The organism is Hymenobacter pini, assembly GCF_020421205.1.
Classification (GTDB): domain Bacteria; phylum Bacteroidota; class Bacteroidia; order Cytophagales; family Hymenobacteraceae; genus Hymenobacter; species Hymenobacter pini.
On record NZ_JAIZZH010000001.1, the window covers coordinates 805,857 to 819,184 of the forward strand.

Consider the following 13,328-nt stretch of genomic DNA (forward strand, 5'->3'; position numbering starts at 1 on the left):
CGGCCCCGGCTAGCCTAACTGAAGGCAGCCGGGGCCGGATGTGGTTTTTACTGGGTTTTTAGCGGCCTTGGTGTAGCTCAGCCAGCGGGCCGGCTGCTGGCTCACCGTATAGGCGCAGCGTATCCCGGCTGATTTGGTACGTGCGCGTGTTGGTAAGCGCATTGGTGAAGCTGGTTTCAATGGCCAGATCCGGGCAGGCCATGCGCGTCGACATCAGCGCGCCAAACCGCAGCTGCTGCGCGGCGGGCAGTTCCACCGGTCCTCTGAACCGGTTGCAGGAGGCTTGGCCTTCCGCCTGCGGCTGGTCTGGGCTGATGAGTAGGTAGAGCTCTTTGGTAGAAGTTGGCTGTACCGGCTGCCCGGCAAGGGAGTGCAAAACCCACTTGGTACCGCGCAGTTCCGTGGTTGGTGCAGCTTGTGCTGAGGTGGTAGTTTCCGTGGCTGGCGCGGTAGTTTGGCAGGCAGTCAGTAGCAAAAAGAAAAACGGGCTGTAACGAAGCATAAGCAAGGGTGCAGGCGGGTGATAAGAGGACAAAAAATGTTGACTTTTTTGTGGCAAACAAATTGTACCGGGTAAAGAACAAAATGGTTATTTTGCGGTATGCGAAAAATTCCCCCCTTCGTTCTGTTCCTCGCTCTGTTTGCTACTCAGGTTCTTGCCCAGAAAACTCCGAAAAAGCCGGTAACGCCTCCCGCCGATGCCAGCGTGCCCCAAGCCACCGTGGAGCGCATCATCCGTACCCTGGCTGCCGACGATATGCAGGGCCGCGCTACCGGCAAGCCCGGCAGCGTAAAAGCCGCTGAGTTTCTGGCGGCCGAATTCCAGCGTATCGGCCTGGAGGCGTTGCCCGGTTTGCAGAGTTTCATGCAGACGTTTCCGGCCTACGAAGCCCGCACGGCCGCCGCTTTCGTCACTATCAACGGCGCAAAAGTAGCCTCTGATAAAATGGTGCTAATTTCGGGTCAGCCCCACCTCAACTGGACGGAGGCCGATGAGCCAGCAGCCCGGGTGGTAACCGTGGGCCCGCAGGATAACCTGATGAAGGAAATCCGCCCGCTGCTGGACCCCAAGGAAAACACCATTGTATTCATCGACCCCGTGCAGGCAGCGGCTTTCAACCGGGTAGCCGGCTACGTGAAGCACGGTGGCCTACGGGCCGAAAAACCCGCGCCGTTTACTACCCTGCTGATTCTGGCCCCGCCAGCCGCCACGCCCCTGAAGTTTCAGGTGGCGGCTACTACCACCATCCGCACCGTGGAGCTGCGCAACGTGGTGGGCGTGCTGCCCGGTAAGGATGCCGGCCGCGCCTCGGAGCAGGTAGTGTTCAGTGGCCACTACGACCACCTGGGTTTCCTGCCTGCCGTGGCCGGCGACTCCATTGCCAACGGGGCCGACGATGACGCCAGCGGCACTACCGCCGTGGTGGCTTTGGCCGAGTACTTCAAGAAGAAAAACGACAACGCCCGCCCGCTGGTGTTCGTGGCTTTCACGGCCGAAGAAATTGGTGGTTTCGGAGCGCGTTACTTCTCCAAGCAGCTCGACCCCAAGAACGTGGTGGCCATGTTCAACATCGAAATGATTGGTAAGCAGGCCAAGTTCGGCCCCAACACCGCCTTCATCACCGGCTTCGACCGGTCCGACTTCGGCAAGATGCTGCAGGATAACGCTAAAGGCACGGTGTTCCGCTTCGAGCCCGACCCGTACCCCGAGCAAAACCTGTTCTACCGCTCCGACAACGCCACCCTGGCCCGCCTGGGCGTACCGGCCCACACCATCAGCACCGACCAGATTCCGACCGATAAGAAGTACCACTCGGTGGACGACGAGGTGGAAAGCCTGGACCTGCCCAACATGACGGCCGTTATTACCGCCATTGGTCGGGCCGCCGGCGGCATCATCAGCGGCCAGCAGACGCCCACCCGCATTGCGCCGGAAACGGTGAAGCAGTAGCGCGGCTCAAACGGGCCTTGGTGCTCAAAAACGGGGAGAAGAGTCCAGTGCACCGGACTTTTCTCCCCGTTATCTTTGTTGATTCCCTGCTGGCCCCGGCCAGTGTATTTCAACCAATCCGCTACGAGTGAAAGTTTGCATTGCCGAAAAGCCCAGCGTGGCCCGCGAAATTGCCCAGGTGCTGGGGGCCAACCGCAAAATGGACGGCTACTTCGAGGGCAACGGCTACCAGGTAACCTGGACGTTCGGCCACTTCTGCCAGCTGCGCGAGCCCGAGGACTACCGCCCCGAGTGGAAGCGCTGGAGCATTCACGATTTGCCCATGCTGCCCGAGCAGTTTGGCATCAAGCTCATGCGCCGCGACGACGGCGTGGTGCGGCAGTTCAACGTGATTAAAAACCTGCTGGCCTCCGCCGAGGAAGTCATCAACTGCGGCGACGCCGGGCAGGAAGGGGAGGTGATTCAGCGCTGGGTGCTGCTGGAGGCCAAATACCGCAAGCCCACCAAGCGCCTCTGGATTTCCTCGCTCACCGAAGAAGCCATCCGCCAGGGCTTCCAGAACCTGCGCGAAGGTTCGGAGTTCGACTCGCTGTACCAGGCCGGCAAGAGCCGCGCCGTGGGCGACTGGCTGCTGGGCCTGAACGCTACCCGGTTGTTCACGCTCAAGTACGCGCCCGGGCAGCGGCAGGTGCTCAGCATCGGGCGGGTGCAAACGCCCACGCTGGCGCTGTTGGTGGACCGCTACCACGAAATTCAGAACTTCCGGCCCGAGCCGTACTGGGTGCTGCGCACCGAGTACCGGGGCACGATGTTCAGCCACGTGGCCGTGGTGAAAAAAGGCAAGGACGACGACGAGCCCGACGAAAAGGCCCGCCTGAAAGCCCGCGGCTACTTCGTGACCCAGGAAGAAGCCGACGCCGCCCTGGCCCAGGTAACTGGCCAGCCCCTCACGGTAACGAACGTGGAAATCAAGAAGGCGCTGGAGAGTCCGCCCGCGCTGTTCGACCTCACCTCCCTGCAGGTGCAGTGCAACAACCAGCTGGGCCTCTCGGCCGAGGACACGCTCAAAACCGTGCAGGGCCTTTACGAGAAGAAAGTGGTGAGCTACCCCCGCGTGGATACCACCTTCCTGCCCGACGACCAGTACCCCAAAATTCCCGCCATTCTGCGCGGGTTGGGCGGCGTGCACGCGGCCCTGGCGGCCCCGCTGCTGGCGGGCGGCAAAATCCGCAAGAGCACCAAGGTATTCAACAACCAGAAGGTGACGGACCACCATGCCATCATCCCCACCGGGGCCAGCGCGGGCAGCCTGCACGGCACCGAGCAGCAGGTGTACGACATCATTGTGCGCCGCTTCCTGGCCGCATTTTACCCCGATTGCGAGGTGTCGAACACCACCGTGACGGCCGACGTGGCCGGGCGCACGTTCCGGGTGCGGGGCCGGCAGATTCTGAGCCCCGGCTGGCGCGAAGTGTACGGCGACCCGGAGAAGCAGCAGGCTCCTTCGGCTCCCAAAGCTGCCGGTGAAGGCGACGACGACGTGGTGAGCACCGTGCTGCCCAGCTTCCAGAAGGACGAAACCGGCCCTCACAAACCCCGCCTCGACGCCAAGCAAACCCAGCCCCCGCGCGAATACTCGGAGGCGATGCTGCTGCGGGGCATGGAAACCGCCGGCCGCAACGTGGACGATGAGGAGCTGCGCCAGGCTATGAAGGAAAACGGCATCGGCCGCCCCTCCACCCGCGCCGCCATCATCGAAACCCTGTTCAAGCGCGGCTACATCCGCCGCGACCGGAAGAAGATTGTGCCCACACCCACCGGCGTGGAACTGATTGGGCTCATCCGCAACCCCACGCTGAAGTCGGCGGAGCTGACGGGGCAGTGGGAGCGGAAACTGCGCCAGATTGAAGGCGGCCAGCTCGACCAGGAGCAGTTTCTGGGCGAGCTGAAGCAGCTGGTGCGCGAGATGGTGCTGGAAGTAAAGCACGACGGCTCTGGCCGCGCCGTAACAGTGGCCAATGCCGGGCAGACAGTGCCTGCCGCTGGTAAATCGGCATCTGCTCGCCCAACCCCGGCCGTTGCCGCTACGTCGGCCATGCCAGGAGCCTTGGGCCCATGTCCGGCCTGCGGTGGTGGGCACGTGTTGCGCGGAAAATCAGCATTTGGCTGCTCCCGCTGGAAGGAGGGATGCCAGTTTCGGATGCCAGTAGAGTTTGAAGGTAAGAAGTTCACCGATAAGCAGGTGGGCGACCTGCTCAAGAAAGGTCGCACGCAGGTAATGCAGGGCTTCCTGGATGATGCCGGCAACAAGTTCGGGGCTGCCATCCGGCTCACGCCCGCCCGGACGCTGGAACTGGTGCGCGCCGCCGAAAGCAAGCCCACTACCCCGCAGGACCCCGGCCAGATACCCTGCCCGGTATGCCGCCTGGGCCAGATGCTGAAGGGCAAAAGCGCCTGGGGCTGCTCCCGCTTCCGCGAGGACTGCCAGTTCCGGGCCCCGTTCGAGTGGGGCGGCAAAACCCTCACCGACGCCCAGATGAACCAGCTCCTGCGCAAAGGCAAAACCGGCGTCATCCGCGGCTTCATCTCCAGCAAAACCGGCAACCGCTACGAAGCCGCCCTACAAGTTGGGGCCGATGGACGCATTGAGCCAGTGTTTGATAATAAGGGGTAAGCCTTATGCTATGCTGAAAACGTGCTGCGTATTTATACTACTACTGGTTTCTAGTGTGACTGTTTTAGCTCAGGTCCAAGGGAAATTAGCCAAATTAAACTCCGATGCTGCCGTGCAGCAAGTAGTAAGGTCGCTGGATGATTACTATAAGAATTTCAAAGTAGATTTCCACCTTCGGTTCGAGGATAAGCGGGTACGAAAAATCTATCAACGAGAGAAAATCAAGGCGTGGGAGAAAGCAGATGTTGATGGAAATGGCTTGATTGATCTGCTGATAACCGGCACCCACTACGATGATGAAAGCAAAGTTATCTGCGTGTTGGACATGGGTGACAGTCTGGTACTAGAAGATTTTGGCCGACAGTTTTACCGATATTGTCCGGTAGCGCGCATTGTTTACCAAGGTGCCCAGCCGCTGATTGTGTATGCGGACTATGATAAGCCCTTTCTAATCACGGAACCATTAGAGGAAGATGGCCGTCAGCAATTCCTGCTGACCTATCGTTTTGGAGGATTAGTTGAGTATAATTCTACTCCCACGTGCACCAAAATGGATAGTCTGCTGTATACCTCTCACTTTGCCTACCATGAGGTTGAGGAAATAGCAATTGGCATTGGACCTCAGGATAGTGTCACCTATCATTCCTGCGAGTACCCGGTATTGGATGAGGCTAAGCAGAAGTGTGAGAATCTCACCGCTAAGCTCAATAGCCCCGCACAACAACAGTTGAGTGAGTTGGTAAATTATCTGCAACCAGATAAGCTGAAAAGCACCTATCGAATTGGCCACAACCATGTGCCATACATTGTGCTACGTGTTAAGTATGCTGATGGACGCCGTTTGCAAGCAGATGATAATGGCGGCATAGCCTCATTTGGGTTAACTCGTCTATACACGCTACTGGAGTCTCTGCGCAAAACACAGAACTGGGAACCACCCAAGAAATGATGATTCCCGTGCCTCCCCACCTTGGTAAAACCTTGTTCCTGCTCGGCCTGGGCCTGATGGTGCTGGGGGCGCTGCTGTGGCTGGGCGGCGGTAGCCTGCTGGGCTGGTTCGGGCGGCTGCCGGGCGATGTGCGGGTGGAGCGGCCGGGCTTCCGGCTGTACGTGCCCTGGGCGTCGATGCTGCTGGTGAGTGCGGGGCTGAGCGCGTTGCTGTGGCTGGTGCGGAAGCTGGGCGGGTAGCAGCCTGGGAGGATTGAACCGGCCAGCGGGCAGTAAATTACGCCGCCGCTACTCATTTCACCCCACACCCATGACCTCAACCGACAGGCCGACTCCCGCCATAAATTCCCCTGTACCCCACTTTGCCGTGCTGGATGGCCTGCGCGGCATTGCTGCTCTGGCCGTGGTGGTGTACCATTTTATGGAAATTGTGGTGCCCGACTACGACCAGCTGTTCATTGCCCACGCCTACCTGGCGGTAGACTTTTTCTTCTGCCTTTCCGGCTTCGTGATGGCCTGCGCTTACGATACGCGCTTAGCCAGTCTCGGCATCCTGGCGTTTTTGCGGCGGCGGCTGATTCGGCTGCACCCGCTGGTAGTGGTGGGGTCGGTGCTGGGACTGCTCACGTTCTGGCTCGACCCGTTCAGCGCGGTGTTCACCACGTACGCGTCGCGGGTGTGGCAGCTGTTTCTGGCGTCCTGCCTGCTGATTCCGTTTCCGGTGATGCCCGAGCGCACGTTCAACCTGTTTCCGCTCAACGCGCCTACCTGGTCCTTGTTTTGGGAGTACCTCGCCAACGTGGCCTATGCCGTGCTGCTGGTACGGCTGCGCCCCGGCGTGTTGCGCCTGCTCACGCTGGTAGCGGCTGGCTGGCTCGTGTATCAGGCCACCCACAACCCCAACCTGAGCATTGGCTGGGATGCCAACACGTTCTGGGGCGGGGCTGCCCGCGTCAGCTTCTCGTTTCTGATGGGGATGGTGCTGTACCGCTCCCGCTGGATCATTCCCAACCGTCTCGGGTTCGTTGGGGTAGGCCTATTGCTGGCCGCTGGTCTGATGTTTCCCTACCGTAAAGAGGTGGCCGGGCTGACGGATATGGTGCTGGTGCTCGGGTATTTTCCGCTGCTGGTGGCACTAGGGGCCGGTACGCAGGTGGCACCTCGCTTGGCCTCAACGTGCCGGTGGTTCGGGGAGCTTTCCTACCCGCTGTACATGGTGCACTATCCCTTTGTGTGGGTGTTCCTGAGCTACATGGCTGCCGAGAAGCCCCCCATGAGCACGCTGGCCTGGCTGGTGCCGGTTTCTACACTGGTTTTGGTAGGGCTGGCCCGGGTTATATTGGTCACTGTGGATGCCCCGTTGCGGCGCTTTCTGAGCGCCCGTAATGCGGTTGTCTGATGGGTAGCCGATGGTAGAGCAAATTGCTCGGTAGGTGAGCTATCCGTATAGGATGGATACAGTGCGCGCAACATGCATACATAAAGTACCGGGTCTGGAACAGAGTTCTACTGATGCTCATAATGCAAATGCCTTCATCATCAGCAGATGCAAATACTGGGCACTAAGGCGGCTGCGCCCAGCCTTTGGAACCGGGGTGAGTACCTAAGTTGCCATTTCCGGCAACGTGCCCGATAACGTTTGCGCAAAAAATAGCCGGCTAAGGAGCAGACGGGGCCAACTATTCCGCTAACCTTAACGACTATTCAGCACTCACTCACCAGCCCGGCTTCCCGGAAAACTACTGTTTGTGCGCTGCCTTTCGTTCTACGCTCCTTCCCATTCCCGCCCGATATGAAGCAACTCTGTGCTCTGCTGCTGGCCGTGCTGCTGCTGGCCTTCCGCCCGGCCGCCGACGACCGAAAACCCACTATTTTCCTGGTGGGGGATTCTACCATGTCGGATAAACCGCTGGATAAAGCCGAGCGGGGCTGGGGTATGTACTTCCGCCAGTATTTTGATGAGGGCGTAACGCTGCAGAATCACGCCATGAACGGCCGCAGCACCCGCAACTTCCGCCACGAGGGCCGCTGGGCCAAGGTGCTGGAGCAGCTCCGGCCCGGCGACTGGGTATTCATCCAGTTCGGCCATAACGACAGCAAACAGGAGGACACCGCCCGCTACGCCGCGCCCCAAACCGCCTACCGCCAGAACCTGACCCGCTACGTGCAGGAGGCCCGCGCCAAGGGGGCCAACCCGGTACTACTCACGCCCGTGGGCCGGCGCTACTTCGATGAGGCCGGCAAGCGCAAGGATGACCACGGCGAGTACCCTGGTGTGGTGAAGGAAGTAGCCAAAGCGCAGAAAGTGCCGCTGATTGATTTGCATGAGCTGAGCTGGACGATGTACACCCAGCTCAGCGACGTGGGCACCAAGCCGCTGTTCTGGAGCTACCAGAACGGGGCCAACAACACCAAACTCGATAACACCCACTTCTCCGCCTACGGCGCTGAGCGGGTGGCCCAGTTGGTAGCCCAGGATTTGAAGAAGCAGAGCCTAGGTATTGCCAGCCACCTCAAGCCCTTGGCCTTCGCCGGCAAGTATGCTTATGAGCTACCGGTTGTACTGCAGCCCACTTTCCGCAAGGATACCTTCAACATCACCAAGTATGGTGCCGTGGCCGACGGGCAAACGCTCAATACCGAAGCTTTCCGCAAAGCCATTGAAGCCTGTAGCCAGCAGGGCGGGGTGGTGCTGGTGCCGCGCGGCCTCTGGCTCACTGGGCCCATTCAGCTGAAAAGCAACGTGAACCTGCACGTGGCCAAAGGGGCGCTGGTGCAGTTTAGCAACAAGCTCTCCAATTATCAGCTTATCAAAACCAACTGGGAAGGGGAGGACGCCGTGCGTAACCAGTCGCCCATTTCCGGCTACGACCTCGAAAACATTGCCATTACCGGCGAAGGTACTTTCGACGGGGCCGGCGACGCCTGGCGCATGGTGAAAAAGGAAAAACTCAACGCCGGCCAGTGGCAACGCCTCATAAAATCGGGTGGGGTAGTGGATGAGAAAGGCACGACGTGGTACCCCTCGGCCGGCTCCCTGAGAGGCTCCACCCTCAACAAGCCCTGGACCATTCCGGCCGGCCAGGAGCCCGATTTCAATAAATACGCTGAAATCAAAGATTTCCTGAGGCCCAACATGCTCAGCCTCCAGCGCTGCAAGCAGATTCTGCTGGAAGACTTCACCATCCAAAACTCCCCGGCCTGGACCATCCATCCGCTGCTCTGCGACAATATTACCCTGCGCAACGTAACGGCCCGCAACCCCTGGTACGGCCAGAACACCGACGCCCTCGACCTGGAATCCTGCCGCACCGGCTTGGTGGAAGGCTGCACCTTTGACGTGGGCGACGACGGCATCTGCATCAAATCGGGCCGGGACGCGGAAGGGCGCAAGCGAGGCGTGCCGACTGAGAACTTCATCATTCGGGACACCAAAGTGTACCATGCCCACGGCGGCTTCGTGATTGGCTCGGAAATGTCGGGCGGGGCGCGTAACCTGTTTGTGAGCAACTGCACCTTCATGGGCACCGATGTGGGTCTGCGCTTTAAAACGGCCCGGGGCCGGGGTGGGGTTGTGGAGAACATCTTCGTGGACGGGGTGGACATGACCGACATTGCCGGTGAGGCCATCCTGTTTGATATGTACTATGCCGCCAAGGACCCCGTACAGGTAAACGGCGAAGCGTTTGGTATTCCCGAAATTAAGGCTGAGCCACTGGGCGAAGGCACCCCGCAGTTCAAGAACTTCCGTATCACCAACGTCACCTGCAAAGGTGCTAACACCGGCATTCTGGTGCGGGGCCTGCCCGAAATGGCGGTGCAAAACGTGGAAATCGAAAACACGGTGCTGGAGTGCAACAAAGGCTTGGTGTGCCAGGAAGCCGACGGCATCCGCCTCAAGAACGTGACCCTGCTCTCCCATCAGACCAGCCCCGTGCTGGAAGTGCAGAACAGCCGCAACATCAGCTTCGATAACCTGCGTTACGCACCCGGTGCCGACCTGCTCCTGCGCGTAACCGGGGCCCGCAGCAAAGCCGTAACCCTGCGCAACACCGATACCAGAGCCGCCAAAAAAGGCGTGGAAATGGGGGAGAAGGTGGCCAAGAAAACGGTGACTGTTTCGAAGCTGTAACTGCACCCCACCCCCCGGCCCCCTCCCCTCCGGGAGAGGGGGTGCGTTCAACGATTTGTTCAAACTTGCAGCTGGCTCCCCCTCTCTTGGAGGGGAGGGGGCCAGGGGGTGGGGTACACCGCTGGAACGAAATGCCCGCCCATTCCAACGACTCCCATTCATGTCCTTTCGCCCTTTCCTGCTTGCCGGTTTACTGGCTGCCTCGCTTACCATCCAGGCGCAAACCACCCCGGCGGCGCGGCCTATGTCGCAGCGCATGGCCGATGCGTTTATCAGCTGGCACCCGGATTCCATCGTCATCGGCAACCGCAAAACGGCCCGCTGGGACTACGAGCAGGGGCTGATGCTGAAGGCCCTGGAGCGGGTGTGGCAGCGCACCGGCGACGCCCGCTACTTCACCTACATCCAGAAGGACCTCGACCAGTTTGTGCGCCCCGATGGCAGCATCCGCACCTACAAGCTGGAAGATTATAACCTCGACAACCTGACCACCGGCCACGTGCTGCTCACGCTCAGCCAGATGTCGGTACCGCAGGTGGAGAAGTACCAGAAAGCGGCCCAACTGCTGCGTAAGCAGCTGGAGGCCCAGCCGCGCACCAAAGCCGGAGGTTTCTGGCACAAGAAAATCTACACCAATCAGATGTGGCTGGATGGGCTGTATATGGCCGAGCCCTTCTACGCCGAGTACAGCCAGGTATTCAATCAGCCGGCGGGCTTCGATGACGTGGCCAAGCAATTCGCGCTGATTGAGCAGAACCTCGTGGACCCCAAAACCGGCCTGCTCTACCACGGCTACGACGAAAGCCGGGAGCAAAAATGGGCCAATAAAACCACTGGCCAGTCGCCCAATTTCTGGGACCGGGGCATGGGCTGGTATGCCATGGCGCTGGTAGATGTGCTCGACTATTTCCCCCAGAACCACCCTCAACGCCAGCAGCTCATCAAAGACGTGCAGCGCCTCGCCCCGGTGCTGGCCAAGTACCAGGATGCCAAAACCGGTACCTGGTCGTTGGTGATGGACCAGGGCACGCGCAAGGGCAACTATGCCGAGGCTTCCGGGAGCAGCATGTTTGTGTACGCCTTGCAAAAGGGCGTGCGCATGGGCTACCTCGATAAGAAGTACGCCGAGGTAGCCCGCAAAGGCTACGAGGGCTTGCTGAAGCAGTTCGTGGCCGAAGAAAGCGGGGCCTTGGCCTTCAACGGCACCGTGAGCGTGGGCGGCCTCGGCGGTAACCCTTACCGTGACGGCAGCTACGAGTACTACCTCAGTGAGCCCCTGCGCAAAAACGATCTGAAAGGGGTGGGCCCGTTCATCTTGGCCAGCATTGAAATGGAAGTGGCCGCCGCCAGCTCCGTTGCCAAGGGCAAAACCGTGGCCTTGGACAACTACTTTAACCACGAAATCCGCCAAAGCAAGCTCAGCGGCCAGCCCGAAACCTGGCACTACACCTGGGACGACCGGACCCACGGCGGCTTCTACTTCTGGGGCCAGCAGTTCCGCGACCTGGGCGCCAAAACCGCTACCATCAGCACCGCGCCCACGGCCGCCGCACTAAAGGGGGTAGACGTGTTCATCATCGTGGACCCCGACACCAAGAAGGAAACCCCGCAGCCCAATTTCGTGCAACCCGCCGACGTGCATGCCCTTACCAAGTGGGTGAAGGAGGGCGGCACGCTGATGCTGATGGCCAACGACACCAGCAACTGCGAAATTCCGCGCTTCAATACCCTGGCTGCGGCCTTCGGGATGCAGTTCAAACCCCTCAACCTGAACATGGTGAAAGGCAGCGAGTTTGAGCAGGGCCGCGTGAACCTGTCGGCCGGTGGCCCGGTATTCAAAACCGCAAAATCGGCTTACATCAAGGAGCTGGCCCCGCTGGACGTGAAAGCGCCGGCCACGCCGCTGGTGAAGATGGGCGAGTACACCATCATTGCCACGGCCAAAGTGGGCAAAGGTACCGTGCTTGCCGTGGGTGACCCGTGGCTGTACAACGAGTACGTGGATGGCCGCAAGATTCCCGCCTCGTTCGAGAATTTCGCCGCCGGCCGCGACCTGGCAACCTGGCTGCTGCAACAGTCGGGCCGCTAGCCAGTAGCGCGAAGCTCTGCTTCGCGTATCGTTGAACAATTCCGGCGCAGGTAGCACGGCCGTCAGCAACGATACGCGAAGCAGAGCTTCGCGCTACTGGTTTACCACCTCCGTGCGGGTGGAACTGCGCACGATAAGCTCCGTAGGAATACGCACGGTTTCGATGGGCAGGGCGCGGTGCTTGCGCTCAATCTGGTCGATGAGGCGCTCGGCAGCTACCTGGCCGATTTCCTGGGCGGGCTGTACTACGGTGCTGAGGGCCGGGTTCAGCAAATCGGCCACGTTGAGGTTGGTAAACCCGATGAGTGACACGTCCTCGGGAATGTGCAGGTTGCGCTGGCGCAGGGCCTGCAGGCAGCCTACGGCCAGCCGGTCGGAAGCCGTGAAAAACGCGTCGGGCGGCGTATCCAGGTGCATCAGTTCGTCAATCATGGGCCCTACTTCATCGGGGCCGAAGGTGCCGTAGCGCACCAGGTTTTCGTCGAACTCCACGCCGTGCTTTTCCAGGGCTGCGCGGTAACCGGCCAGGCGCTCCTGCGTGATGCTGAGCCAGGGCTGAATGGTAAGGTGGGCAATGCGGCGGCGGCCTTCCTGCAGCAGATGCTCGGTGGCGGCAAAGGCCCCGCCGAAGTTGTCGGCCACCACTTTCGTGACGTTCAAATCGGCCGAAACCCGGTCGAACAGCACCAGCGGCACGTTCTTGTCCAGCACTTCCTGCAGGTGCTCCACGTCGGAAGTTTCGCTGGAAAGTGACATCAACAGCCCATCTACTTTCCGTGACATGGCCTGCTGCACGTTGGCTACTTCCCGCTCGTAGCTTTCCTGACTCTGAAAGATGATAACGTGGTAGCCCCGGTTGTAGGCAATGGCCTCAATACCGTTGATGGCCTGGGAGAAGAAGTAGTTGGCAATCTGGGGCAGAATGACGCCGATGGCGCGGCTGGCGCTGCCTTTCAGGCTCAGAGCAATGGGGTTGGGACGGTAGTTAAGACGCTCGGCGCACTCCATCACCCGGCGCTTGGTTTCGGCGTTGATTTCGTAGCTGCCCCGCAGGGCCCTCGACACCGTGGAGGTGGAAATGCCCAGCTCCCGGGCAATGTCTTTGATAGTGTAGGTTTCCACGAGAAGAAGCGTCGCTAGGTGATAGAGAGGAAAGGCAGAAGGGGAGTGGGTACTTACTAAAGTACAAGAATGCACCTGCTACCGGAAAGGTGCCTAACTGCCCGAAAAATAGGCATCCTTGGCGAATAACCGGAATTACGCCCCCGAAAAACTGCCGGGGTGACTGATTGGTCACGTTCCCGACATCGTTTGCACAAATTAATCAGGTCAATTTCTTCCTTTTCGCGGAGGGTTACTTTAACCTTAACCAAGCCGAATAGCAGCGGGCTGTTTTCCCAGAGCAGTCAACTTCTCCGAAAAGTATAGAACGCTCCCGCAGGAGCGGCCCCACCGACGGACGCGCCCCCTCCACGAACCACTTGCTGAACCCCGCCCGGGCAGTACTACCGGGCCCCATTCAGCTTCCCACTTC

The 13,328-nt window shown here is 60.0% G+C and carries 9 protein-coding genes; 7 read left to right on the top strand and 2 right to left on the bottom strand.

The genetic code is table 11. The features are described from left to right. Window positions 1–58: 58 nt before the first annotated feature. Complete coding sequence (locus tag LF252_RS03440; protein ID WP_226267557.1) at window positions 59–502, bottom strand: META domain-containing protein; 444 nt, start codon at window positions 500–502, stop codon at window positions 59–61. A 99-nt stretch (window positions 503–601) separates the two neighbouring features. Here LF252_RS03440 and LF252_RS03445 point away from each other — a divergent pair, with 99 nt between their 5' ends. From LF252_RS03445 to LF252_RS03475, 7 genes are all read left to right on the top strand, one after another. Next, window positions 602–1,951, top strand: coding sequence for a M20/M25/M40 family metallo-hydrolase (locus tag LF252_RS03445; protein WP_226267558.1), 1,350 nt, complete (start codon window positions 602–604; stop codon window positions 1,949–1,951). Window positions 1,952–2,078: 127 nt separating this feature from the next. After that, window positions 2,079–4,625: a type IA DNA topoisomerase gene (locus tag LF252_RS03450; RefSeq protein ID WP_226267579.1), complete on the top strand. Its 2,547-nt coding sequence runs from the start codon at window positions 2,079–2,081 to the stop codon at window positions 4,623–4,625. 55 nt (window positions 4,626–4,680) lie between these two features. Next, window positions 4,681–5,574 (top strand): hypothetical protein, encoded by an 894-nt coding sequence (locus LF252_RS03455; protein ID WP_226267580.1) that lies wholly within the window; start codon window positions 4,681–4,683, stop codon window positions 5,572–5,574. Continuing rightward, a complete protein-coding gene (locus tag LF252_RS03460; protein ID WP_226267581.1) occupies window positions 5,571–5,813 on the top strand; it encodes a DUF2905 domain-containing protein in 243 nt (80 codons plus the stop codon). Before LF252_RS03455 ends, LF252_RS03460 begins: the two co-directional genes overlap by 4 nt. 70 nt (window positions 5,814–5,883) lie before the next feature. Beyond that, window positions 5,884–6,972: an acyltransferase family protein gene (locus tag LF252_RS03465; RefSeq protein WP_226267582.1), complete on the top strand. Its 1,089-nt coding sequence runs from the start codon at window positions 5,884–5,886 to the stop codon at window positions 6,970–6,972. 393 nt (window positions 6,973–7,365) lie between these two features. After that, window positions 7,366–9,705 (top strand): glycosyl hydrolase family 28 protein, encoded by a 2,340-nt coding sequence (locus LF252_RS03470; protein ID WP_226267583.1) that lies wholly within the window; start codon window positions 7,366–7,368, stop codon window positions 9,703–9,705. Window positions 9,706–9,865: 160 nt separating this feature from the next. Beyond that, on the top strand, window positions 9,866–11,794 hold the full coding sequence (locus tag LF252_RS03475; RefSeq protein ID WP_226267584.1) for a glycoside hydrolase family 88 protein: 1,929 nt from the start codon (window positions 9,866–9,868) through the stop codon (window positions 11,792–11,794). A gap of 93 nt (window positions 11,795–11,887) precedes the next feature. Here LF252_RS03475 and LF252_RS03480 read toward each other — a convergent pair whose 3' ends face one another. Further along, entirely contained in the window at window positions 11,888–12,916 is a 1,029-nt protein-coding gene (locus LF252_RS03480) for a LacI family DNA-binding transcriptional regulator (protein WP_226267585.1), read from the bottom strand. Between the last annotated feature and the right edge of the window lie 412 nt (window positions 12,917–13,328).

What these genes read in the sequence shown, in the direction of transcription:
- LF252_RS03440 (WP_226267557.1), bottom strand. Translation starts at nt 502, where the DNA reads ATGCTTCGTTACAGCCCGTTTTTCTTTTTGCTACTGACTGCCTGCCAA.
- LF252_RS03445 (WP_226267558.1), top strand. Translation starts at nt 602, where the DNA reads ATGCGAAAAATTCCCCCCTTCGTTCTGTTCCTCGCTCTGTTTGCTACT.
- LF252_RS03460 (WP_226267581.1), top strand. Translation starts at nt 5,571, where the DNA reads ATGATGATTCCCGTGCCTCCCCACCTTGGTAAAACCTTGTTCCTGCTC.
- LF252_RS03465 (WP_226267582.1), top strand. Translation starts at nt 5,884, where the DNA reads ATGACCTCAACCGACAGGCCGACTCCCGCCATAAATTCCCCTGTACCC.
- LF252_RS03470 (WP_226267583.1), top strand. Translation starts at nt 7,366, where the DNA reads ATGAAGCAACTCTGTGCTCTGCTGCTGGCCGTGCTGCTGCTGGCCTTC.
- LF252_RS03475 (WP_226267584.1), top strand. Translation starts at nt 9,866, where the DNA reads ATGTCCTTTCGCCCTTTCCTGCTTGCCGGTTTACTGGCTGCCTCGCTT.